At 65.3% G+C, this 21,577-nt stretch carries 24 protein-coding genes; 5 read left to right on the forward strand and 19 right to left on the reverse strand.

Annotated elements, in window-relative coordinates; translation table 11 throughout:
* Entirely contained in the window at positions 1-1,035 is a 1,035-nt protein-coding gene (locus QZ814_RS06105; RefSeq protein WP_294330234.1) for a flagellar motor switch protein FliG, read from the reverse strand.
* Positions 1,036-1,164: 129 nt separating this feature from the next.
* Between QZ814_RS06105 and QZ814_RS06110 the strand changes: the two genes are divergently transcribed.
* Together QZ814_RS06110 and QZ814_RS06115 are read left to right on the forward strand one after the other, a co-directional pair.
* Positions 1,165-3,909 carry a hypothetical protein gene (locus tag QZ814_RS06110; protein WP_365898208.1) on the forward strand — a complete coding sequence of 915 codons (2,745 nt, stop codon included), beginning with the start codon at positions 1,165-1,167 and terminating at the stop codon, positions 3,907-3,909.
* 3 nt (positions 3,910-3,912) lie between these two features.
* Positions 3,913-4,332, forward strand: a complete 420-nt coding sequence (locus QZ814_RS06115; RefSeq protein WP_294330236.1) for a flagellar basal body protein — start codon at positions 3,913-3,915, stop codon at positions 4,330-4,332.
* Between the two features lie 324 nt (positions 4,333-4,656).
* Here the strand turns inward: QZ814_RS06115 and QZ814_RS06120 are convergent, their stop codons facing one another.
* The 4 genes from QZ814_RS06120 to QZ814_RS06135 form a co-directional block, all read right to left on the reverse strand.
* Positions 4,657-5,163: a PEPxxWA-CTERM sorting domain-containing protein gene (locus QZ814_RS06120; RefSeq protein WP_294330237.1), complete on the reverse strand. Its 507-nt coding sequence runs from the start codon at positions 5,161-5,163 to the stop codon at positions 4,657-4,659.
* Positions 5,164-5,443: 280 nt separating this feature from the next.
* A complete protein-coding gene (locus QZ814_RS06125) occupies positions 5,444-5,869 on the reverse strand; it encodes a flagellar protein FlgN (protein ID WP_294330238.1) in 426 nt (141 codons plus the stop codon).
* On the reverse strand, positions 5,866-6,171 hold the full coding sequence (locus tag QZ814_RS06130) for a rod-binding protein (RefSeq protein WP_294330239.1): 306 nt from the start codon (positions 6,169-6,171) through the stop codon (positions 5,866-5,868). Before QZ814_RS06130 ends, QZ814_RS06125 begins: the two co-directional genes overlap by 4 nt.
* Positions 6,171-7,277, reverse strand: coding sequence for a flagellar basal body P-ring protein FlgI (locus tag QZ814_RS06135; RefSeq protein WP_294330240.1), 1,107 nt, complete (start codon positions 7,275-7,277; stop codon positions 6,171-6,173). Before QZ814_RS06135 ends, QZ814_RS06130 begins: the two co-directional genes overlap by 1 nt.
* An 84-nt stretch (positions 7,278-7,361) precedes the next feature.
* Between QZ814_RS06135 and QZ814_RS06140 the strand changes: the two genes are divergently transcribed.
* Both QZ814_RS06140 and QZ814_RS06145 read left to right on the forward strand, forming a co-directional pair.
* Positions 7,362-7,778: a flagellar assembly protein FliX gene (locus QZ814_RS06140; RefSeq protein ID WP_294330241.1), complete on the forward strand. Its 417-nt coding sequence runs from the start codon at positions 7,362-7,364 to the stop codon at positions 7,776-7,778.
* A gap of 150 nt (positions 7,779-7,928) precedes the next feature.
* The gene (locus QZ814_RS06145) at positions 7,929-8,930 is read left to right on the forward strand and encodes an SGNH/GDSL hydrolase family protein (protein ID WP_294330242.1); all 1,002 of its coding nucleotides are present in this window, start codon (positions 7,929-7,931) and stop codon (positions 8,928-8,930) included.
* A 24-nt stretch (positions 8,931-8,954) separates the two neighbouring features.
* Here the strand turns inward: QZ814_RS06145 and QZ814_RS06150 are convergent, their stop codons facing one another.
* The 14 genes from QZ814_RS06150 to QZ814_RS06215 form a co-directional block, all read right to left on the reverse strand.
* Positions 8,955-9,596: a PilZ domain-containing protein gene (locus QZ814_RS06150; RefSeq protein ID WP_294330243.1), complete on the reverse strand. Its 642-nt coding sequence runs from the start codon at positions 9,594-9,596 to the stop codon at positions 8,955-8,957.
* A gap of 93 nt (positions 9,597-9,689) precedes the next feature.
* On the reverse strand, positions 9,690-10,133 hold the full coding sequence (locus tag QZ814_RS06155) for a hypothetical protein (RefSeq protein WP_365898285.1): 444 nt from the start codon (positions 10,131-10,133) through the stop codon (positions 9,690-9,692).
* Positions 10,134-10,151: 18 nt separating this feature from the next.
* Entirely contained in the window at positions 10,152-10,997 is an 846-nt protein-coding gene (locus QZ814_RS06160) for a flagellar motor protein MotB (RefSeq protein ID WP_294330245.1), read from the reverse strand.
* A gap of 1 nt (position 10,998) precedes the next feature.
* Positions 10,999-11,331 (reverse strand): hypothetical protein, encoded by a 333-nt coding sequence (locus QZ814_RS06165; RefSeq protein ID WP_294330246.1) that lies wholly within the window; start codon positions 11,329-11,331, stop codon positions 10,999-11,001.
* Positions 11,331-11,855, reverse strand: coding sequence for a chemotaxis protein CheD (locus tag QZ814_RS06170; protein WP_294330247.1), 525 nt, complete (start codon positions 11,853-11,855; stop codon positions 11,331-11,333). The genes QZ814_RS06165 and QZ814_RS06170 overlap by 1 nt, the downstream gene beginning before the upstream one ends.
* A gap of 1 nt (position 11,856) precedes the next feature.
* The gene (locus QZ814_RS06175) at positions 11,857-12,246 is read right to left on the reverse strand and encodes a response regulator (protein WP_064314002.1); all 390 of its coding nucleotides are present in this window, start codon (positions 12,244-12,246) and stop codon (positions 11,857-11,859) included.
* Positions 12,247-12,248: 2 nt separating this feature from the next.
* Positions 12,249-13,295 (reverse strand): chemotaxis response regulator protein-glutamate methylesterase, encoded by a 1,047-nt coding sequence (locus tag QZ814_RS06180; protein WP_294330248.1) that lies wholly within the window; start codon positions 13,293-13,295, stop codon positions 12,249-12,251.
* The gene (locus QZ814_RS06185; RefSeq protein WP_294330249.1) at positions 13,292-14,179 is read right to left on the reverse strand and encodes a protein-glutamate O-methyltransferase CheR; all 888 of its coding nucleotides are present in this window, start codon (positions 14,177-14,179) and stop codon (positions 13,292-13,294) included. The genes QZ814_RS06180 and QZ814_RS06185 overlap by 4 nt, the downstream gene beginning before the upstream one ends.
* Positions 14,176-14,670, reverse strand: a complete 495-nt coding sequence (locus QZ814_RS06190) for a chemotaxis protein CheW (RefSeq protein ID WP_294330250.1) — start codon at positions 14,668-14,670, stop codon at positions 14,176-14,178. The genes QZ814_RS06185 and QZ814_RS06190 overlap by 4 nt, the downstream gene beginning before the upstream one ends.
* Positions 14,667-16,940: a chemotaxis protein CheA gene (locus tag QZ814_RS06195; protein ID WP_294330251.1), complete on the reverse strand. Its 2,274-nt coding sequence runs from the start codon at positions 16,938-16,940 to the stop codon at positions 14,667-14,669. Before QZ814_RS06195 ends, QZ814_RS06190 begins: the two co-directional genes overlap by 4 nt.
* Entirely contained in the window at positions 16,937-17,302 is a 366-nt protein-coding gene (locus QZ814_RS06200) for a response regulator (protein ID WP_121078538.1), read from the reverse strand. The genes QZ814_RS06195 and QZ814_RS06200 overlap by 4 nt, the downstream gene beginning before the upstream one ends.
* Complete coding sequence (locus QZ814_RS06205) at positions 17,299-17,613, reverse strand: STAS domain-containing protein (protein WP_294330252.1); 315 nt, start codon at positions 17,611-17,613, stop codon at positions 17,299-17,301. Before QZ814_RS06205 ends, QZ814_RS06200 begins: the two co-directional genes overlap by 4 nt.
* Positions 17,588-18,472, reverse strand: a complete 885-nt coding sequence (gene motA, locus QZ814_RS06210; protein WP_294330253.1) for a flagellar motor stator protein MotA — start codon at positions 18,470-18,472, stop codon at positions 17,588-17,590. The genes QZ814_RS06205 and motA overlap by 26 nt, the downstream gene beginning before the upstream one ends.
* A gap of 93 nt (positions 18,473-18,565) precedes the next feature.
* A complete protein-coding gene (locus QZ814_RS06215; protein ID WP_294330254.1) occupies positions 18,566-20,983 on the reverse strand; it encodes an HAD family hydrolase in 2,418 nt (805 codons plus the stop codon).
* A 113-nt stretch (positions 20,984-21,096) separates the two neighbouring features.
* Here QZ814_RS06215 and QZ814_RS06220 point away from each other — a divergent pair, with 113 nt between their 5' ends.
* On the forward strand, positions 21,097-21,486 hold the full coding sequence (locus QZ814_RS06220; protein WP_294330255.1) for a flagellar biosynthesis regulator FlaF: 390 nt from the start codon (positions 21,097-21,099) through the stop codon (positions 21,484-21,486).
* Positions 21,487-21,577: the final 91 nt, after the last annotated feature.

Below are 21,577 nucleotides of genomic sequence, written 5' to 3' on the forward strand. Positions count from 1 at the left end.
TCAGATAATCATCGCGTCGTCGGACTTGGGATCGACCAGCAGGATCTCGCCGCGATCGGCAAGGTCCTTGGCCAGGCGGACGAGGCTCGACTGCGCCTCTTCGCAATCCCGCGCGCGCACCGGCCCCATGCCGGCCATGTCCTCGCGCATCAGCTTGGCGGCGCGCTCGGTCATCGCGTTGAAGAACATCTGCTTCAGCTGATCCGGGGCGCCCTTCAGCGCCAGCGCCATCTCGCGCTTGTCGGCATTGCGGACGATCGACGCGATCGCCGGCGGCAGCAGGTTGGCGAGATCCTCGAAGGTGAACATCAGCGCGCGGATCCGCTCGGCGCTCTCCGGCGCCTTGGCGTCGAGCGCGGTGAGCATCGCCTCCTCGGTCGAGCGGTCGAGCGAGTTGAACAGCTCGGCCATGCTCTCGTGCGGATCGCGCTTCTGCGAGCGGGAGAGGTTGGTCATGAACTCGGTCTTGAGCGACTGCTCGACTTGGTTGATCACTTCCTTCTGCACCGTGTCCATCCGCAGCATGCGCATGATCACGTCCACGGCGAACTCGCGCGGCAGCTCTGCAAGCACGCGGGCGGCATGGTCGGGGCGCAGCTTCGACAGGATGACGGCGACGGTCTGCGGATATTCCTGCTTGAGCGCGCCAGCCAGCACCGTCTCGGAGACGTTGGACAGCTTGTCCCACATCGTCCGGCCGGAGGGACCACGGATATCCTCCATGATCTCCTTCACCTTGTCGTTCGGCAGGATGCCGGCGAGCAGACGCTCGGTCGTCTCGTAGCTGCCATGGAGCGAGGCCATGCTGGCCACTTCGCCGGTGAACTGGACGAGCAGGAATTCCACGACCGTGCTGGGGATCCTGCCCAGCCCTGCGATCACCGAAGACAGCTCCTTGATCTCGTCGGTGGAGAGCTGGTCCCAGATCGGGGCGCCATGCTCCTTGCCGAGCGCAAGCATCAGCGCGGCCGCGCGCTGCGGTCCGGAGAATTTCTTCAGTTCGGGCGGTTCACCCACCGTGGCGACAGAAGCCATGCTCATCCCTGCAGAAAATGGTCCGCGCGCACCCGCAAGGCCGCGCTCTCCTCTATTATAGGATTGTTAGGGGAAGGGACGGATCGGATCATGGTTAATTATTCTTCAAACCTAATCGGACTGAGTTTGTTGACCGGACAGAATGCGTTCACGTCCGCGAACACCACCCCCGTCACGTTCGAGAGCAAAGCGGTGCGCACCGCGAAGGCGCAGTTCACGCTCGATCCGACCACCCCGCCCTGGAAGGACCCGGCGACCACGACTTCCGCGTCGTCGCAGCTGATTTCGATCCTCGCCGCACGCACCGTCGTCAACCAGCCGACCACGGACAGTGCCGGCAATCTGCTGCCGGACGACGTGAAGACCACGTTCACGTCGTACAAGGCGCTCGATCAGCTGCGTGTGCTGGCCGAGGCAGCGACCAACACCACGACCTCCGATGCGCAGCGGGCGCAGTATCAGAAGGCCTTTTCGAAGGGGCTTGCCGATCTGCAGAAGTATCTGGCGACGGCGCCGTCGAACCAGGTGGACCTGGCGTTCGGCAAGCCGAGCACGACCGCGACGACAAGCCAGCTCCAGTCGGCAAGCCAGTATGAAACCCATGGCGCGCCGCTCGTCGCCAAGGGGGACGATCCGCTGCCGGGGCTTACCGGCAACGAGCAGTTCCAGATCACGCTCACCCGGCCCGGTCTCACGCAGAACTTCACCGTCGATCTGTCGCAAGGGCCGCAGCCGCCCACGCTGGCGTCCGTTTCCGACGCATTGAACGCGCAGATCAAGTCGCAGCTCATCTACAACGATGACGGGACGGTGCGCACGGACGCCAAGGGCGATCCGGTCTCGCGCTGGTCGGCGCGGTTCCAGCCGGAATATGTCAACGGCAAATGGGGCCTGAAGCTCAGTACGCCGGACGGACTTGAACAGGTGAGTCTCAATCAGGTTGGCGCGAAGGATTCGCTGGTCGTCACCACCGGTCAGACCGCGCTTGATGCGCCGACCGCGACGCAGGTGTTCCGCCTCAACGATCCCGACGGCACCAGCAGCAGCGTGTCGATGGGCACGATCCAGGCGCTGGACCGCCAGGCGACCGCACAGAATGTCGCCGCCAACAAGACCACCACCGTCACCACCACGACCGTCGACATGGACGGCAAGGTCAAGACGAACAAGACGACGACCAGCAACGTCTATGCCAGCACCGATGCCGCCGCGGTGACGACGGACGGGCAGGGCTTCAGCTATGTCGTCGGCACCACCAAGGGCGACCTGGGCGCCAACCTCTCCGACGGCGACAACAATCTGTTCCTCACCAAGATGGACAGCACCGGGAAGGTGGTGTGGCAGCGCAACCTTGGCGCCGCCGGTGCCGCGACCGGGGCGGCGGTGTCGATCGCACCCGATGGCGGGATCGTCGTGGCCGGGACGGTGTCCGGCAATTTCAACGGCATCACCGCCGATGGCGACATGGTCGTCGCGAAATATGCGGCAAATGGCGACGAGCAATATTCGACCGTGGTCAGCTCGATCGGCACCGACAAGGCGCAGGCGATGACGATCGGCGCCGACGGATCCGTGTTCGTTGCCGGTCGAGCCGCCAACAAGGATGGCGGCGACGCGATGGTCGCGCGCATCGACCCGAACGGCAAGTTTGCCGAGCGTCGCAGGATCGACAGCGGCGGCAGCGATACGATCAGCGGCCTCGCGGTCGACAAGGACGGCAACCTGCTTGCCCTCGTCTCGCAGAACGGGGCGTCCAGCGTAATGAAGATGCAGGCGGACTCGCTGTCGACCGATCTCGGCAGCATCAGCCTGGGCAGTGCCGATGCGCGCGCAATCGCGGTGGCCAGCGATGGCAGCATCGCGATCGGCGGCGCCACGGACAGTTCCATCCCCGGCGCCCAGGTAAACGGGACGAGCGGCGGCCGCGACGGCTTCGTCACCCGGATCGATGCCGGCTTCACCTCCGCCAGCACCACCTATATCGGCACCAGCGCGGACGACCAGGTCGACAGCCTCGCCTTCATGAACGGCAAGCTCTATGTCGGTGGCCGTACCACCGGTGATCTGGGCGCGACCAAGCGCGGCGCGGTGGACGGCTTTGTCAGCCGGCTCGACGCCGCGACCGGCACGATCGAGAGCACCAATCAGTTTGGCCAGGCACTGCTGCGGACCGAGCCGGTGCGGGTGGCGGCGGACAGCGGTGGCGATACCGCAATCTCGGCACTCGGCTTCGGTCGCGGCACGATCAACCCTACCGTGTCGGACAAGGTGACGACGCAGACCACGCTGCGTCCCGGCGACTATTTCTCGATCAAGGCCGACGACTATGCCGTCCGCAAGGTGACGATCGAGAAGGGCGATACACTCAAGACGATCGCCGACCGAATCCAGGGCATGATCGGCGCCTCCAAGGGCACCGTGACGGCCACGTCCGTGAATGGCGTCCAGTCGCTGCGGATCACGATGAAGGCGGGCCACGAACTCGAACTGCTTTCCGGCCAGGATGGCAGCGATGCGCTGTCCAAGCTCGGCATCGAGCCGCAGCGCATTTCCGCGGCGGCGACCGTGTCTGCTTCGGCTCCGAAGGTTCGGCCGGGCGGCAATTATGGCATGGATCTCTCCGACGCGCTGAGCCTGACCTCGCTGGACAGTGCCAAGGTCGCGCTGGGCAAGATCAAAGATGCCATCTCGATGACCCAGACCGCCTATCGCTCTCTATATTGGGATGACAACAAGGCGACGCTGGTCGACGGTACCAAGACCAATACCAAGACCGGCACCTCCTCGACCGCGGTCGAGCAGGCGCAGCTGAAAAATTACCAGGCGGCGCTGTCCCGGCTTTCGGGCGGCATCCCCGCCGGCACGGGGTTCTGATCCATGTCCGATATGCCCACGATTTTCTCCGCCATCCAGCTGCGCATGCAGAACCTGTCGCAGCGCCAGCAGGTGATCGCGCAGAACCTCGCAAACAGCGAAACGCCGGGCTACAAGTCCCGCGACGTCTCCGAACCGAATTTCGGTGACCTGCTGCAGGGGGCAGGGGGCATGAGCATTGCTCGTCCGCAGATCGAACTCACCGGCGCGATGAAGAATCTCGGCGCGACTCAGCCGGTGGGCAGCGGCCTCACGTTCGACAAGGACGTGACCGAGACCAAGCCGGACGGCAACAACGTCACGCTCGAAGACCAGCTGCTCAAGATGGGCAAGGTCCAGGCCGATTTCAGCGCGATGACCAATATCTACCGCAAGCAGATGCTGCTGCTGAAAACCGCGGTGGGCAAGGGCGGCGGCGGCTAAGCCGATTCACTTTTTGAGCGATGACTGAGGGCCGCAACCGATGGTGCGGCCCTTTTTTCGTCGAGCGTCCGAGGGTCAGGCGGTGACGATGCGGATCGCGCAGCAGCGGCGCAGTGCCCCAGGCCGCCGCTTCCGCGACGCCGGCGAAACTCGGCTTCCCGTCGAACCCGGGCGCGACGGTATATTTTCTGTGCCGCATCCTTGCGATTCCGGCATGTTCCGTCTCAGCGGAGCGGCGGAAAGCACCGGAGGAGTGGTGCGCAAACAAAGAAAAAGGGGCCGCGAGCGAACTCGCGACCCCTTCGTCTTTCGACTGTCGATCGATCAGGCGACCGCGACGCGCACGTTGCGGCGGCGACGGATCGACGCACCGGCCATGCCGAAGCCAGCGATCATCAGGCCCCACGCGGCCGGTTCCGGCACGGCGGCGAAGCTGTAGCTCGCCGAGTTCGACACCGGCGCGATGTTGCTGTTCGACGCGGTGAACGACACGTCGTACCAACCGGACTTGGTGACGAAGAAGTCATACAGCGTACCAGCGACCGGCGACGCGATCGTCACGCCGTTGAACACCAGGTTGCTGAAGGTGATGCCCTTCTTGCCGGCGGTCAGGCTGATCTCGAAACCGCCAGCCTTCGGCAGCAGGATCGAGAACGACGACGTCGCGGTCTTGCCGCCGCCGACGAAGGCAGCGGCGCTGCCCGAGTTATCCTCGAACGTGCACGACGCCATCGTCGGGCACAGGACCGTCGCGGCATTGGCCGCACCGGCAACGAACTGCGCGCCAGCGATGATCGCCGCACCAGCCAGCAAAGTCTTAAAACGCTTCATGATACACACCTCCCTCAAGCCACATCCAGCCCTACGGGGTCACCCGGTATAAGCGGGCTAACACACCATCATTCCCATTCGAGCTGTCATCTTGTGTATAGCCTAACTCGCTTGTTTTACTAGATTTTAGTCAGATTCAGGTCATGCTGACAATAATCATGCAAATTCAGCAGGTTGGGATCGCCCTCTGGCGAATCCGAGGGGATTTGATGCCCTGAAATGACACAGACTTTGTCGCACTGCAGCGTCAAAGCTGGTTAATGGCGAGTCGCTAAAGTCTTCATAATCTTGCATTTACAGAGATCGGCGCTGGGGCGTCGATGCCGCCCAGGCCGCCGCACGCGCTATAGGTGGTGCTGCGGCTGCCGGTCAGCCGTTGTGCTTCCGCAGCAATTGCGGCCATCATCTCCGCCGACAGCTCGATCTGGCGTGACAGGATGCGCGAGTTGACGAGCGACGCGTCCCGCAGCGCACGGCTGGCGTCGGACAGCGTCTCGCGCGCTTCGGGTTCCAGCGTGTCCAGCCAGTCGTCCGGATTTTCGCGCTTCAACCGCGCGATTTCCGCTTCGATCCGGCCGGCGAGGCGGAGCTTGGCGTTGGCAATCTCGCCCAGTTCGGGGATGTAGGGCGAGCGCGACAGGCGTTCGCTTTCCTCCTCCATCAGAGCGGTGAGGGATACCATCGCGTCAACGAGCTGGGTGATCATTGCTGTCCTTGCTGAAGCTTGAGGATCTGGTCGAGTACGTGTGGTGCAAGTCCGATGCCGCCGCGGCGCGCCATTTCGGCACCAAGCTTTTCGGCGAGAACGCCGCGGAAGATCTCTTCCCCATTGCCGCCGCTGAACTGCTCGTCCTGCTGGACGCTCTGCAGCATCAGCTGGGTCATCTGGCCGAGAAAGACGCTTTCGAATTCCTGCGCGGTCTTGGCGTTCTTCGGATCGACCTTGGGCAACGGCTTGGCCGGCGTGGTCGCCGATGCAGCGGCGGGGAGGGGGGAGATGTCGGTCATCACTGCACCTCGATTTCGGCCTGGAGCGCACCGGCGGTCTTGATCGCCTGTAGGATGGTGATCAGGTCGCGCGGCGAGACGCCCAGGGTGTTGAGCCCGCTTACCAGCGCCTTGAGCGACGGGCCGTTGATCACCGCCAGGCTGGCGCCGTTGCCATCGTTCACCTGCACCTGGGTCCGCGGGACCACCGTGGTCTGTCCGCCCTGCGAGAAGGGCTGGGGCTGCGACACCTGCGGCGCTTCGGTCACCGAGATGGTGAGCCCGCCCTGCGCGATCGCGACCGGGGTGATCCGCACGTCGCTGTTCATCACCACCGTGCCCGAGGCCTCGTTGATGACGACCTTGGCCGGCTGGTCCACCTTCACCTCGAGGTCGCCGACCTGGGTAACCAGATCGATCACCGATCCGGCGAACTGGTTGGACGGGCGCACCTCGACGGTGGCCGGGTCGAGCATCTGCGCCGAGCCCGGATAGCGGCCGTTGATCGCCCGGGTGATGCGGTCCGCCGTGCTGAAATCGGGGTTCTTCAGCGCGAGCTTCAGGCTGTTCGCCGAGCGCAGCTGATAGGGCACTTCGCGTTCGACGATCGCGCCGCCGGCGATCCGCGCCGAGGTGGTGACGCCGCGGCTGACGCTGGCGGCGGCCCCCTGGCCCTTGAAGCCGGAGACCGCGACCGGCCCTTGCGCCACCGCGTAGATCTCGCCGTCCAGCGCGCGCAGCGACGAGGCGATCAGCGTACCGCCCTGCAGGCTGGTCGCGTCGCCAAGTGCGGACACCTGGACGTCGATCCGCGAGCCGGAGCGCGAGAAGGGCGGCATCGTCGCGGTGATCGAGACGGCGGCGACATTCTGCGTGCGCATCTGCGTGCCGCGAATGTTTACGCCCATCCGCTCGAGCATCGACTGCATCGATTCCTCGGTGAAGGGCGCGTTGCGGATCCGGTCGCCGGTACCGGCGAGACCGACCACCAGGCCATAGCCTACCAGCTGGTTCTCGCGGACATTCTCGACGTCGACAATGTCCTTGATCCGTGTCTGGGCCATCGCCTGGGGTGCGCCGACGAAGGCCAGCGCGAGCGCCAGGAACGATGCGGAGAGACGATACATAAACCTCTCGGGCCAAGTGGAAAATTAACGCTACTCGTCTTATAGGAAGAGGAGAGCCAACACGGCTTGAGAGGGCCTGATTTCGTGCGTATCGACAGCCTGTCACCGATCATGGCACGCAACCTGCTGGCGGCGCTGCCCAAATCGATGTCGGGCGCGGTTGTTTCGACCCAGGAAGCGGGCACGCAGCCGCAGCAGCCGCTCGCGGTGCCCGGCGCGGTTCCGGCTACCAGCGTACAAGCGCTGATCGCGATCGCGGTCAACAATCCGATCGCCGAGCGGCGCCGCAAGCAGGCGCGTGATGCCGAGCGGGGGATCGACGCGCTTGATCGCCTGCACAAGGAACTGGTGGCAGGCACCCCCAATGTCGCGCGGCTCCGCGAAATCGCGCAATGGTCGCAGGCGGTACCGACGCCTGAAGAGCCGACGCTGGCCCAGTTGATACGCGACATCGACCTGCGGGTGCGCGTCGAACTCGCCAAGCTGGACATCCAGGTCTAATCGTTCTCGCAGCGCGCCACTGATCTCCGTCGGCTGGATGTTCGAACCTGCATTGTCGTGCGGGTGAAATCGAGCGGACGTTCCCTAAATGAACCGCTATCCCGACTCGGTCTTCTTGGTTAACGTCTTGTTGACAAGTGGGGAGATGCGATGAGGATGCTTGCGCGGTGGTTCGCCCTGATTGCGCTGATGCTGGCGCCTTCGGCCTGGGCGGCGAACGGTAGCTATTCCGGGCTGTACGTCTTCGGAGACAGTCTGGTCGATTCCGGTAATGCCTATATCGGCACGCTTGGCGCCGAGCCGAGCCCGGCGAACGGCTATTTCGCCGGTCGCTTCTCCAACGGGTTCAACTTCGCCGATTATCTGAGCTTCATGATTTCGGGCAAGCCGACCACGGCGCTGTTGGCCGGAGGGCTGAATGCCGCAGTGGGCGGTGCGACGGCGGCCTATGACCCCGCCGAGACGAGCCCCAGCTTCCTCAGCCAGATCGGCTATTATGACAAGCTGAACGGCAAACCTATCGATCCGAACGCCCTGGTGCTGGTCACCTTCGGCGGCAACGACGTGCGCGACACGATCGGCACGGGCGGCGCGGTAGATTTCTCCGCCTCGGTCCAGGCCCTCGCGTACGGGCTGAGCGAACTTTATCAGCAGGGCGCGCGCAATCTGCTCATCGTCGGGTCGCCCGACATCGGCCTGCTGCCGGCATCGGCCCTTCTCGCCGGCGGCGTGCCGGGGCGACTGGCGGAACTGACCGCACGATCGCAGGCGCTCAACACGCAATTGGCTGCACTTGCCGGGCTGGCCAACACGGTGCCGGGCGTGACCGCAGGCTATTTCGATCTGTTCGGATACGAACATGACCTTCTCGCCAACCCGGCGGCCTATGGCCTGCCGAGCACGCTGAATACGACGACACCCTGCCAGATTCCGGGCGCCGGATCGCCGCAACTCGTCAATTGCAGCAACGCGCTGTACTTCGATGCCATTCATCCCACGACGCAGGTGCACAAGGCCATTGCTACCGCGATTGCCGGGCAACTCGGCATCCGCGCGGTGCCGGAAACGCAGATCTGGGTGATGCTGATCCTCGGCGTGGGCATGGCCGGCGCATCGCTGCGCCGTCGCCGCGCGCATGCCGTGCCTGCCTGAAGACGCGAGGTCCGGGCGGCGGGTTTACTCCGCCGCCTGGACCTCTCCGAGCCACGCAGCCAGTTCGGCATAGGGGATCATGTCGATAAAGGCGATGCCGGCGGCTTCCGCATCGCTCCAGCGGACCGTGCAACTGTGCGGCTTGAGGCCGGGGACGACCAACGTCATCACCCGGTCGAGATCGAGATGGCTGGGCAGGAGGATCCGCGCGCCGCTCTGCGAGATGTTCTCGAGCCGTACGGCGTTCGAGACACCGTTGCAGACCAGCCGGGCCGGACCGCAGACCTGGAAGCGGGGCGCGCGCGGAACGGCGCGACGCAGGCGGGCGGCAGGCGAACTGCCCTTCGCGGTGGCGAGCACGTCCTCGACGTCGATCCGCGCCTCGAACTGCACGCCCGCCCGGCCATCGCTGACCCAGACGATCTTGCCGGTCAGCGCCGGTCCGCCGCGCAGTTCGACGGTGATCCGATCACCGTCACGCAAGGGCAGGGGGCTGTCGAGCATCATGCCGCTGGCGGAGATGTTGCGCACCCGGCAAAGCTGTTCGCCGCCGCCTTCCCGCACCAGCTTTCCGACCATCAGCGTCGTCACGGTACGCGGCGCGCGTTCCGCCCAGGCGTCGCCGCCTTCGGTGCTGGGGTCGAAATTATGCTCGGCTGCGCCCACGGCGTTGGTCTCCCACTGGCCGCGTACCTGCGGCCTCTACGCATATTATAGGATGAATGACCGTTCAGCTTGGCATCGGTAGTGTTACAGTGCTCACGCCGGGTTGGCGTTGGTCACCGCAATCTTGTGGACAATCTTCGGCCCGAACGCTTCCGTGGCGGCGGCATCGACGACCTTGCGGAACCCTTCCAGGTCGGGGAGCATCCCGTCCGGGCCGGCTGCCATCGGCGTGCGATAGGTGCGCATGTTGATCGCGTGGAGCAGCAGCGGCATGCGCTGGCTGACGAAATCGGCCTTGGCCTCCTCGACCTGGAGTTGCACTTCCATCGAGGCATAGCCCGCCAGCCGGCCGTCCGGGAAGACGAGCGGCACCAGCACCTTGCCGGTGGGCACGAACTTGCCGCCTTCGTCCTTCTCTTCCTTCTTCGTCTCCTGCTTGGTGGCACCGCCGCCGATGCCCAGCATCTTCACCATCGCATAGGCAGTGCCCCCGCCGGCGGCGAGGCCGGCGATCAGCGCGACGATGAGGAACAGCATCTTCTTCACGGGAAACCCTTAAAACTTGAAGCTGGCATCGCTCGGCAGGGCCGACGTCTGGCCCTTGAGCACGATGCTGATGCGGCGGTTTTCCGGACGGTTGGGCTGGTCGGGATAGACCGGTTGGGTGGCACCCATCGCGACCACTTCGGCGAAGCGGTCCGGAGTCACGCCGCCGGCGATCAGTGCCGATCGTGCAGCGAGCGCGCGCTGGCCGGAAAGCTCCCAATTGGCATCGCTCTGGCCGCCCGCGCCGTCGGTATGCCCCTCGATCGCGATCTGCGCGCCAACGGTGGCGATCTTCGACGCGATCTTGGTAAGCAGCATCCGCGCATAGGGATTGAGCTCGGCGGTGTTCGACTTGAACATCGGCTGTTGGTCGGTGTCCATCAGCGTGATGCGGACGCCCTCGCGGTCCTGCTTGACGTCGGTGTTCTTCTTGCCCTGCGCCTGCGGCGTCGCTTCCAGCGCCACCATCAGTTCGGACGCCATCACGCGCATCGTCGCCGGCACATCGGCGGTGCCGCCGCGCGCCGAACCGTTGGTGGTGACCTCGAAGGTGGGCTTGCCCTTTGCCGCGCTGGGATCGGCTTCGGATCGGCGGGTAGGGCCGCCGGCGCCGGGCGCGGTGTTGCTCACCGGGGTGGAAGGCGCGCTGTCGGCGATGGTGGGCGAGAAATATTTGGCCAGGCCCTTCAGCCGGTCCTTGTCCGGATTGGCGAGCAGCCACAGCAGCATGAAGAATGCCATCATCGCGGTCACGAAGTCGGCATAGGCCACCTTCCAGGCGCCGCCGTGATGCGCGGCGGCACTTTTCTTGACCTTCTTGACGATGATCGGTCGCGTATCCCCCCCGCGGGCCATGTTACTGCCCCTTCAACGCGGAGCGCAGGCGATCCTGGACGGCCCCCAGACGCACATGGCTGATCGCCGAGAGCGAATCCTCGCCGCCCGCAATCCGTTCCAGCAGGTTGACGCATTCATCGGCGTGCTGGATCAGATAATCGAACGCCTGGAGCTGTTCGAGATAGTTGGCCGCGAAATGCTCGTCGCAGACGAGGACTTCTGCCAAGCCTTCCAGCTTCTTGCTGATTTCGCGGATTTCGCCCGCCATGACGCTGTGCAGCACGCCCGCGAACGGATCGTAACCGGGCAGGGGCTGGGCGTGGGACGGTTCCGACATTGGCAGGCACGACATCAGAAAAGCTCCAATTCTCCGTCGGGGGCGGCAACAGGCAGGGGGGCGACCGGACGTTCCTGAACGCGCTCCGCCACCTTGGTGCAGCGGCTCTTGCCCTCGTGCGGCAGGAACTCGACCTTGCGGGCGAGCGTGCCACCGAGATCGCAATGCGCGATCGTTATTCCCTCGGTCTCCATGAACCGGCGGGCAAAGGCTGCGTTGGACGAGCCGATGCCCCCCAGGCCGGAGATGATGTTGGCGCCACCATAAAGATGGGCCTGCAGCCGCGGGCGCGAGGCGCCCTTGGCCATCATGCTGTTGATCAGCAGTTCCATCGCATGCACGCCGTAGCGTGCCATGTCCGAGCTCGACACCTTGTGGTCCGCGCCCGGTTCCCCGAGCAGGAAGTGGTTCATTCCTCCCACCTTGGCGACCGGGTCGTAGAGGCATGCGGCGACGCAGCTTCCGAGCAGGGTCGAAATCAGGACATGGGGCTCCGCGATGACCGCGTTTTCGCCCTGTACGATGGACACTCTGCGCATATCAGGTCAGCTCGCCAAAGACGCGTTCGATCTTTTCCTTCAGCGCCGCCGGCGCGAAGGGCTTGACGACATAGTTGTTCACGCCCAGCGCCGCCGCCTTCTGCACGACCTCGCGGTCGGACGAGCCGGTGAGCATGATGAACACGGTCTTGCCGATCACCGGGTCGGCGCGAACCGCCTCCAGGAACTGCAGCCCGTCCATCTCGGGCATGTTGTAGTCGGAGATCACCAGATGGACGCGGTCGCTCTTGATGGCGGACAGCGCCTCGGGGGCGCTGGCCTTGTCGCGAACGTCCTTGAACCCCAGGTCCTGCAGCGCACGACGGATCATCGCCCGCATACTGGTCTGATCATCAACGACCATCACCTTGATTTGTGATGCAGCGGGCATTGTTATGCGCTCCCAACCTTAACCGTTTCTCGACAAGCCTTCAGGATGGCCTCCGGCATCGCCGACAGGCCGACTTCCTTCTCTACTGCACCCGCTTCCTTGGCGGCGCGGGGCATGCCCCAAACCACGCAGGTCTCCTTGGTCTGGCCCAGCGTCCGGGCACCGGCCCGGCGCATCGCCAGCAGGCCCTGTGCGCCGTCGCTGCCCATGCCGGTGAGGATCACCCCCACGGCACCGGCGCCCAGCTTGGCGACCGACCGGAACAGCACGTCCACCGACGGGCGGTGGCCGGTGACGGGGTCGCCGGCAAGCAGCTTGATCCGGCCATTGGCCCCGCCCGAAAGCTCCATGTGTCGTTCGCCTCCAGGAGCAATATAGACGGTTCCCGGGGCCACCTGGGCGCCATCCGTAGCTTCCACGACGTTGACGCGGCATTCGGCGTTCAGGCGCTGCGCGAAGCTGCGCGTGAAGCTGGCCGGCATGTGCTGCACGATCAGGATCGGCGGCGAATCCTCCGGCAGCGAGGGCAGCAGCGAGAACAACGCTTCCACGCCGCCCGTGGACGATCCGATCGCGATCAACTGGCCGGCAGTGCCGCCGCTGGCGCCGACGCTGGGCTGTGCGGGCAGGCGCTGCGGTCCGGCGCGGGCGACCGAGCGTGCCGCGCTCTTCACCTTCTCGCACAACAGGCCGGCATCGCGCTCGATATCTTCGGGCGTGCCGCTCGGCTTGGTGACATAGTCGACCGCGCCGAGGCGAAGCGCCTCGATCGTCACTTCCGCGCCGCGCGCGGTGAGGGTGGAGCACATCACCACCGGCATCGGCCGGAGGCGCATGATGCGCTCGAGGAACGACAGGCCATCCATCCCCGGCATCTCGACGTCGAGCGTCAGCACGTCGGGGTTGAGCGCCTTGATCATGTCGCGGGCCGCAAACGGCTCCGGCGCCATGCCGACCACTTCAATCTCGGGGTCGGCCGAGAGCATCCGCTTCAACGTCGCGCGCATGGATGCGCTATCGTCGACGATGAGCGTGCGAACTGGTTTCATGCCCTGGACTCCGGCTTTTGGTAAATAGTGTGCCCGCACGAGCGCATCTTGCTCGCCGCGGGGCCGATCAGCCGTTCCGAATGACCGATATAGAGGAAACTCCCCGGGGCGAGCTGCTCGACGAAGCGATGCTCCAGCTCTTCCTTCGCGGGATCCCCGAAATAGATCATGACGTTACGGCAGAAAATCACATCATAGGCGGCTTTCAGCGGCCACGGTTCAAACAGGTTGAGTACCTTTGCGGTGACCAGCTGGCGCGCCTCGTCGGCCATGATGAAGCCACCTTGCGTGGGCTTCATCCAGCTCGAGCGATACGGTTCCGGCACGCCCGCTGCGACGTTCTCGGCATAGACGCCCCGCTGCACGGATTCGACCACATGCGGCGCGATGTCCGTTGCCAGCAGTCGCACGTCGGCGTTGCGCAACCACGATGCATGGCTGCGGTTCGGCCCGAGCAGGCACATCGCGATCGTGTAGACTTCTTCCCCCGACGAGCAGCCTGCCGACCAGATCCGGATCGGCCCCTGCTTGCGCTGGAGCGTGGGGATCACGGTCTCGCGGAAATGGTCGAAATGGTGCGGCTCGCGGAAGAAATGCGTGTGGTTGGTGGTCAGCGCCACCACCATCGCATGGCGTTCCTCGGCATCGTTGTGCACCAGGTCGACATAATCGCAGAACCGGGTGAGACCGAACTTGCGCAGCCGGCGAGCGAGACGCGACTGGACGAGCGTCGTCTTCGCCTCGCTGAGCGAGATACGCGCATCCTGGTACATGATCGCGGCAATGGCCTGGAAGTCGCGCGGCGTGAGATCCGCCGTCTGACCCGGGGCCATCGCGGTCGCGGCGCCGGCGGACGCCGCGCTGGCGCCCCCGGCGGCGCTCATGCGGCCAGATCCAGATGCTTGGTAAGGCTCAGCGCGTTCAGGTCGAGCAGCAGCACCATGCTGCCATTCTCGTCCCGCGTGCCGTCCTTGGCGCGGGTTGCGATGCGGACGAGGCCCGCGATCACGCTTTCCTCAAGCGCCGTCTCCACCGCGGGCGCCGGCTGGATCTCGTTGACGTTGATGCCGACGATGTCGTTCACCTCGTCCACCAGGAAGCCCGCCTGCTTGCCCATGATGTTGACGACCAGGATGCACGAGCGGGCGTGCAGCTGGCTCGGCTCCCAGCCCAGCCGCTCGGCCAGGCCGACCACCGGGATCACGTTGCCGCGCAGGTTGGTCACGCCCTTGATGAAGCTGGGCACGTTGGGAAGCGGCGTCGGCTCGTCCCATTCGCGGATTTCGATGAGCGCGCTCATGTCGATCCCGAAAATCTGCTTGGCGAGCGAGAAGGTAACGATCTTACGATCATTGGCGGTGTCGGGGGTGCTCATGCTGCCAGTCCTTTGGGCGTGAAACGGGTAGGCGAGGAAACCAGCGCCTCGATATCGAGGATCAGCGCGATCGAGCCGTCGCCGAGGATGGTCGCGCCACCCAGGCCGCGGATCGGATGCAGGTTCTGATCGAGGCTCTTGATCACGACTTCGCGGCGGTCATCGATGGTGTCGACGACCAGGCCGACCTTGCCCGAGCTTTCGCTCTCGACGATCACCACCAGCGAGTCCTCGATGGCGCGGTCGTCGTTGAGGCCGAAGATCTCGGTCGCACGCTTCACCGGCAGATATTCGCCGCGCATGTCGATCACTTCGTGGTCGGGTGCGGTACGCTTCACCTGGCCCGGCTCGGGCTGGATCGTCTCCAGCACGTGCGTCAGCGGCAGCACGAAGCGCTGGCCGGCGAGCCGCACGATCATGCCGTCCAGAATGGCCAGCGTGAGCGGCAGGATCATCGTGAAGGTCGTGCCTTCGCCCGGCACCGAGTGGATCTCGACGCGGCCGCCCAGGGCTTCCACGTTCGACCGCACCACGTCCATGCCGACGCCGCGACCCGAGATGTTCGAGATCTTCTCCGCGGTGGAGAAGCCCGGCGCGCAGATCAGCTGGTCGATTTCCTCGTTCGTCAGCACCGCATCGGCGCTGATGATGCCCTTTTCGACTGCCTTGGCGCGGACGCGTTCGCGGTTGATGCCGCGGCCATTGTCCGCGACGCGCACGAAGATCCGGGCGCCCTTCTGCTCGGCCGAAAGCTTGATCGTGCCCGCCGGCTCCTTGCCGGCGGCGATCCGCTCCTCGGCGCTTTCCAGGCCATGGTCCGCGGCGTTGCGGATCATGTGGGTCAGCGGATCGCCGATCTTCTCGATCACGCCCTTGTCGACTTCGGTCGTCTCACCGATCGTCTCGAGGTTGATCTGCTTGCCGGTTTCCACCGAAAGGTCGCGGAGCATGCGCGGCACGCGGCTGAAGGCCTGCCGGATCGGCTGGGCGCGCAGCGACATGACGTTGTCCTGGATCTGCCGGGTGAGGCGGGCCAGTTCGGGCAGTTCGACGCGCTGGCGATCGGCCGGCGACAGCCGGTCGGCCAGAATCGAGTTGCGGATCACCAGCTCGCCGACCAGGTTGAGCAGCAGGTCGAGCTTGACCAGGTCGACGCGGATGGTCTGCGCGGCTTCGTTGACAGGCTTGGCCGGGCCGCCGGCGCCACCGCCTGCGCCGCCACCACCACCAGGACCACCGGTACCGCCGCCACCGGCGGGCGGACTTCCCGACGCCGCGGCGGGTTCCGGCGCAATCGCAACCGGTGCCGGCGCAGCCACAGGTGCGGGGGCAGGCTCGGACGCCGGAGGTGCGCCCAGGTCCATGAAGTCGTCGACCGTCGCAGTGACGGGCACGAACGGAATCTCGTCGCCGTCCAGCGCCGCTTCCGGTGCGCCTGCGGGCGGGGTCGCCTCGCCCATCCGCTTGATCTCGATGATCGAGTCCGGTGCGACGAAATCGAAGCAGTCGGAAAGGTCGCTCTCGGGCAGCTCGGCCGGGGCGTGTATGACCCAGGTGACGTAGCTGTCTTCCGGATCGATCTCGCGCAGGGACGGGATGGTGCTGGTGTCGACGGATGCGACACGCGCGCCCAGACCTTCGAGTTCGCGGACCGTCAGCAACGGCTCGCCGGCATTGGCCAGCGCGGCGCGTGACGGCTTGAAGCGGACTTGCCAGCCGGCAGCCTCGTCATCACCCGGACCATCCAGATCGGCAAGCGAAACGCCGACCGGGCGGAAGCCGAACTCGTCTTCCTCTTCCTCCATCGCGGGCGCCGGCGCGGGGGCAGGCGCTGCGGGGGCAGGGGCGGGCGCGGCAGCAGCCGGGGCGTCGCCATCGGGCACGCCCTTGTTGGCGAGCACTTGCTCGAGCGCGCTCAGCGCAGCGCCGTCGTTCGGCCGCGAGGCGTTGCCCTTGGCCGCCTCGACATGGTCCGACAGCACGTCGAACGAGCTCAGCATCACCCGGATCACGCCGGGCGTAGGGACGATTTTCCCGGCACGCACTTCGTCGAGCACGTTCTCGAACTTGTGCGCGAAGGCGGTCAGGTCCGAATGGCCGAAGGCGCCGGCGCCACCCTTGATCGAGTGGATCGCGCGGAACACGCCGGCGATGGTCTCGCCGGACAGGTCGCCCGCCTGCATCGCCGACAGGCCTTCCTCGGCCGTCGTGAGGCCTTCAGTGCACTCTTCGAAGAAGATTGCCTGGATATCGTCGAATTCGTCGCTCACGGGCAGACGCGGCGGATCGCCGCCCCCAGCTTGGTGGCCTCGAACGGCTTGGTGATCCAGCCGGTGGCACCGGCGGAGCGGGCGCGCTGCTTCTTCTCGTCCGAGAATTCGGTCGAGAGCACGAGGATCGGCACGCCCTTGAACTCAGGCACCTGGCGTACTGCCTCGATCAGCTCGAACCCGTCCATCTTCGGCATGTTGATGTCGGTGATGAGCAGGTCGGGCTTGACCTCGTGCATGCGCTCCAGGCCATGCTGACCATCGTTCGCGCTTTCGATGCGAAAGCCCTGCGCGGTCAGCGACGTCTTGAGCAGCATGCGCATGCTCGCGGAGTCATCGACGGTAAGGATCAGCTTGGTCACAGAAGGTCTCCGGTATCAATGCCGACCGCCGCTGCGAGCTGGCAACGGTTCACACGATCGGTGAAGGCAGTGCTGGGGTTGAGGATGGTGAAGGCCTTGCCGAGCTTTTCGGCTTCCGCCTTGGCTGCGACGAGCAACTGGAGGACCGCCTGGCCAACGCTTTCGACCTGCGAGGCATCCACCTCGACCGGGCCGTCGCCGTCGACCGCCTGGATCAGGCGGGTCTGAAGATCCGCGGCCGTCACGGTCGAACCGTGCGCGGGGAGCGCGACAGCGCCCTCGGCCTCAAGCGGTTGCAGGGGAATTTCCATTCTTGGCCTCGTCGAGAGCGGATTCGAGTTGCTGGAAGGTCGGCGCGTACGCGGAAGGCGTCATGCGACGGGCGATCTCGATCGCGACCTGCACCGGCTGGTTCTGGGCGTAGGCGACGATCGCGGTCTTGATGATGGTGAAGGGCTTGGAGTCGCCCTCGATGGTCTCCAGCAGCTTGGTGGCGAGCGGCGCGACCACGCAGTAGGAGAGCAGCACGCCCATGAAGGTACCGACCAGCGCGCCGCCGATCATCGCGCCGAGGATTTCGGTCGGCTGATCGATCGAGCCCATGGTCTTGATGACGCCGAGCACCGCGGCGACGATGCCGATGGCGGGAAGGCCGTCGGCCATCAGCTGCAGGGCGTGCTGCGGATGGGTTTCTTCATGGTGGTGCTTCTCGATGTCCGCTTCCATCGCTGCTTCCAGCTGGTGCGGATCCTCGAAGTTCACCGTCATCATCCGCAGATAGTCGCAGAGAAACTCGATCAGATGGTGATCGGCGAGCAGCCGCGGATAGGGCTTGAAGATGTCGCTTTCCTCGGGCTTGTCGAGGTGCGGTTCGATGCCGGTCGCGCCGCTCTTCTTGAACAGCGAGAGCAGGGTGAACATCAGCGTCAGCAGGTCGGTATAGTCGCTGGCCTTCCAGCGGCCGCCCTTGAACGCGCGCATCAGGCCGGCGCCGGCCTTCTTCACCGTCGGCATCGAATTGCCGACGATGAAGGCGCCGATCGCGGCGCCGCCGATGGCCATCAGCTCGTGCGGCAGCGCCTCGGCAATAATCCCGAACTTGCCGCCCGACATGATGAAACTGCCGAACACGCAACCGAGAATGATGACGAAACCAACGGCGTTCAGCATGACGAGCCTAAATTCTTTCCCTGGATGTTTCCAGAATTATAGGATGGTTTCCGTTCCCACCGGGTGCTTCGGGGATAATGCTTAGGTCCCCGTTCACCGCACGCCGGGAGCATGCACCAGCGAGGGTTGCGGAACCGTTTCCAAGACGGCGGTTTCGCGGCGTGCAATCGGCCGGAAGACCAGCTGCAGTACCATCGGGCGATCGTCGACCCTGGGCGGCGGCGGGACCATCATGAAGGCGAATTCGTTGTCGCAATGGAACAGGTTCGGGGCGACCTGGTGCATCCCTTCCAGCGAAGGCCGAGCGACCACTTCCTCCGCGCCCGATCGCTGCAGCTCGGCAAGGAAGCGGTCGACGGGCAGGAAGGTCGCGCTTTCGATCTGGACCCAATCGAACAACTGGCCGAACTGGATGCCGACGGAGAAACGGCAATCCTCGATGGGGATCGGCGCCATGTAATAGCCGTCATGCGTGGGTGTGGCGGTGACCGCGCCGGTTGAGGCGTGGACGCCGTCCGCGACGATCAGCGGCAGCGCGATCGTGCTGTCGACGAAATCGGCATATTTGATCGGCAGCCCGAAGCGCTTCTGCGCCAGCAGCGCCAGCTTCACCGGAAGCCCCTCGCCATGCAGTTCGGCCGGCAGATACATGCGTTCGGCACCGCGCAGGTAGAACAGGCCGCGCTGGCGCAGTCCGCGGCTGGCGACCGCCGGATCGAACAGCGCCACCGTATCGTCGACGCCCTGGTTCAGATCGTGCTCGAAGTCGGTCAGCACCGCCAGTTCATGCGCCATCGGGAGGAACATCATCCGGCCCAGCACCGAGGCCGCGGCACTGCGCCATAGCGGCAGGTCGTCGGTTGGATTGGCGCGGATCGAAGCGGCAGCCGTCGCCTGCTGGAAACGAAGCGCCCCGGCCTGGATCCGTTCGCGGATGGCGCTCTGGCGTTCCTTGATGCTGTCCTGCTTTCGGATCGGCGTGCCGTCGTCGCGATAGCCGACTGTGGAGCCCTGCGAGGCGGCGCAGATCTGCTCGAACACGGCCACGTTGGTGGACAGGGCCTCCAGCGTGCGCGGCTCGAACTGCGTTTCGTCGAGTAGCCCCTTCTTGTCCAAGCCGGTCTGGAACTGCTCGCGCAGCAGCAGATAGCGGCCGGCGACATGGACGTTCAGCCGTGCGCGCAGCAAGGCGTCGACCTCGTTCTGCACCGAGCCGTTGTAGCCGAGGTCGACCAGCATCAGCGTGTCGCCGGGCTGCGGATCGGCGGCGGCGCGGACATGCGCGATCAGCCGGTCGCTCGCGTCGCGACCTGCCTTCAGGATCTGCTTCATCCGCTGCGGCTTGTAGACCTCGCGAAGGAAGGCCGGCGTCCGGCCGCGCTGCGCCGGCAGCTGCTTGAGCACGATCTTGGCCTCGGCCGGGGACAGCAGCTGGTTGGCCAGCTTTTCCACCTCATGCCCGACTTCGAACTCAAGATAGCGCCGGACTGCGGCTTCGGTGGTGAACGACGCGGCGGTGGCGGTGAAGCGGCTGATCTCGACCGGGTGGCCCGGGGTGTCGCTACCGGCGTGCGCGTGGAAGCGCATCGGCAGATAGCCATCCCGCATCAGAAACAGCCAGTGCACGGTGCCGCCATGCGCAGCCTGCAGCGTCGCGGCTTCCCGCTCGAGCCAGCGTTCAAAGGCGTGGAAGACGGGGCCGATTACCGTATAGCCCAGCGCCTCGGCCGCATCCTCGATCTGCGGCTCGCCTGCCGCGATCGTGGCGCGGTGCGGCTGCTGCGCGGCGATGGTGCCGGGCACCGTCGGATTCAGCATCGCGCCGATCGACGCTTCCAGCCGGAGCCGTTGCTCGGTGGTTTCCGTAAACTGCTTGAGGTGCAGCGTCTGGACGCCGAACGGCGCGACGCCGCGGACATCGGCAATCGGATTGTCGCCGATGTGCAGGATCTTTCCCGGCGCGCATTTGAGTGCCTTGAGCACGTCCTCGTACAAGCCTTCGCTCTTCGAGCGGCCATAGGTCGACGAACAGAAGATCCGGTCGATCAGCGCGGCCACCTCGTCGCCCGCGGCACGGACAATAAGTCCGCGCAACTGATCGGGATCGAGATAGGTGTCCGAGACGAGGATGATGCCCAGGCCGCGCTTCTTGGCCTCCTGCATCAGCGCAACCGTGGGCGGGAAGGCGAAACAGTGCCGCGCTTCGGCATCGAGTTCCGCCTGTACCCCGGCCTTCACCGCCTCTTTCGAACCGTTCGGCAGCAGCTGGCGATAGATTTCGCCGATCGTCACTTCCTTGCGCAGATGCTGGACGATGGCCGCCTGGCGCGCGCGCAATTCCGCCCATTGCCGCTGCAGCCCGTTGGTGCCGGGCAGCGCCTGGAAAATGTCTCCCGGTGCATGGGTGTCGCGCCAGAGCAGCGTGTCGAAACAGTCGAGCGAAAGCAGCTGGATGCCTTCCCGCCCGTCGAGCGCAGACGGCAGCGCATGCGGAAGAATGAAATCGGTCACGGTACTGTCCCTGGAAAGCGCCCGCACCGAGGGGACGCAGGAATCTTATAGGAAGGCCGCGGACCGACCCGGCAAAATCTTCCTACAATGGCTCCAGGAGCAAAGGAGCGACAATGACGATCAATGCTTATCAGGCGGCCCGGAGCCGGGCCGAAACGCCGCGCGCTGCGGAATTGCGGCTGATGCGCGAGATCACCGGCGAAATGTTGACCGCACATGAAGCCGGCCTGAAGGGCGCGTTGTTGATGCCGTCGCTGTATCGAAACCGCGAGATGTGGACGGCCTTCGTCACCGATTGCGGTGCGCGCGGCAACAATCTGCCGGTCGAGCTGCGGGCCAAGATCATCTCGCTCGGCCTGTGGGTCGATCGTTTCACCAGCGACGTGGTTGCCGGCCGCGAGTCCATCATCGAACTGATCACGGTCAACCGCACGATCATGGAAGGCCTCGGCGGGCCGAATGTCGCGACCGAGGGTCTGCCGGCTGCCGCCGCCGCCGCCTGAACCGGTTCTTCTGCCTGATACCGAAAAAGCCCCGGGGCAGCCCCCCGGGGCTTTTTCGTGTCTGCGCCGACCGGCGCCAAGGCGCTTCGCC

Origin of the sequence: uncultured Sphingomonas sp. (assembly GCF_913777625.1) — a bacterium.
Classification (GTDB): Bacteria; Pseudomonadota; Alphaproteobacteria; order Sphingomonadales; family Sphingomonadaceae; genus Sphingomonas.

What these genes read in the sequence shown, in the direction of transcription:
- QZ814_RS06105 (WP_294330234.1), bottom strand. Translation starts at nt 1,035, where the DNA reads ATGGCTTCTGTCGCCACGGTGGGTGAACCGCCCGAACTGAAGAAATTC.
- QZ814_RS06115 (WP_294330236.1), top strand. Translation starts at nt 3,913, where the DNA reads ATGTCCGATATGCCCACGATTTTCTCCGCCATCCAGCTGCGCATGCAG.
- QZ814_RS06120 (WP_294330237.1), bottom strand. Translation starts at nt 5,163, where the DNA reads ATGAAGCGTTTTAAGACTTTGCTGGCTGGTGCGGCGATCATCGCTGGC.
- QZ814_RS06125 (WP_294330238.1), bottom strand. Translation starts at nt 5,869, where the DNA reads ATGATCACCCAGCTCGTTGACGCGATGGTATCCCTCACCGCTCTGATG.
- QZ814_RS06130 (WP_294330239.1), bottom strand. Translation starts at nt 6,171, where the DNA reads ATGACCGACATCTCCCCCCTCCCCGCCGCTGCATCGGCGACCACGCCG.
- QZ814_RS06135 (WP_294330240.1), bottom strand. Translation starts at nt 7,277, where the DNA reads ATGTATCGTCTCTCCGCATCGTTCCTGGCGCTCGCGCTGGCCTTCGTC.
- QZ814_RS06145 (WP_294330242.1), top strand. Translation starts at nt 7,929, where the DNA reads ATGAGGATGCTTGCGCGGTGGTTCGCCCTGATTGCGCTGATGCTGGCG.
- QZ814_RS06155 (WP_365898285.1), bottom strand. Translation starts at nt 10,133, where the DNA reads ATGCTGTTCCTCATCGTCGCGCTGATCGCCGGCCTCGCCGCCGGCGGG.
- QZ814_RS06160 (WP_294330245.1), bottom strand. Translation starts at nt 10,997, where the DNA reads ATGGCCCGCGGGGGGGATACGCGACCGATCATCGTCAAGAAGGTCAAG.
- QZ814_RS06165 (WP_294330246.1), bottom strand. Translation starts at nt 11,331, where the DNA reads ATGTCGTGCCTGCCAATGTCGGAACCGTCCCACGCCCAGCCCCTGCCC.
- QZ814_RS06170 (WP_294330247.1), bottom strand. Translation starts at nt 11,855, where the DNA reads ATGCGCAGAGTGTCCATCGTACAGGGCGAAAACGCGGTCATCGCGGAG.
- QZ814_RS06175 (WP_064314002.1), bottom strand. Translation starts at nt 12,246, where the DNA reads ATGCCCGCTGCATCACAAATCAAGGTGATGGTCGTTGATGATCAGACC.
- QZ814_RS06180 (WP_294330248.1), bottom strand. Translation starts at nt 13,295, where the DNA reads ATGAAACCAGTTCGCACGCTCATCGTCGACGATAGCGCATCCATGCGC.
- QZ814_RS06185 (WP_294330249.1), bottom strand. Translation starts at nt 14,179, where the DNA reads ATGAGCGCCGCCGGGGGCGCCAGCGCGGCGTCCGCCGGCGCCGCGACC.
- QZ814_RS06190 (WP_294330250.1), bottom strand. Translation starts at nt 14,670, where the DNA reads ATGAGCACCCCCGACACCGCCAATGATCGTAAGATCGTTACCTTCTCG.
- QZ814_RS06205 (WP_294330252.1), bottom strand. Translation starts at nt 17,613, where the DNA reads ATGGAAATTCCCCTGCAACCGCTTGAGGCCGAGGGCGCTGTCGCGCTC.
- motA (WP_294330253.1), bottom strand. Translation starts at nt 18,472, where the DNA reads ATGCTGAACGCCGTTGGTTTCGTCATCATTCTCGGTTGCGTGTTCGGC.
- QZ814_RS06220 (WP_294330255.1), top strand. Translation starts at nt 21,097, where the DNA reads ATGACGATCAATGCTTATCAGGCGGCCCGGAGCCGGGCCGAAACGCCG.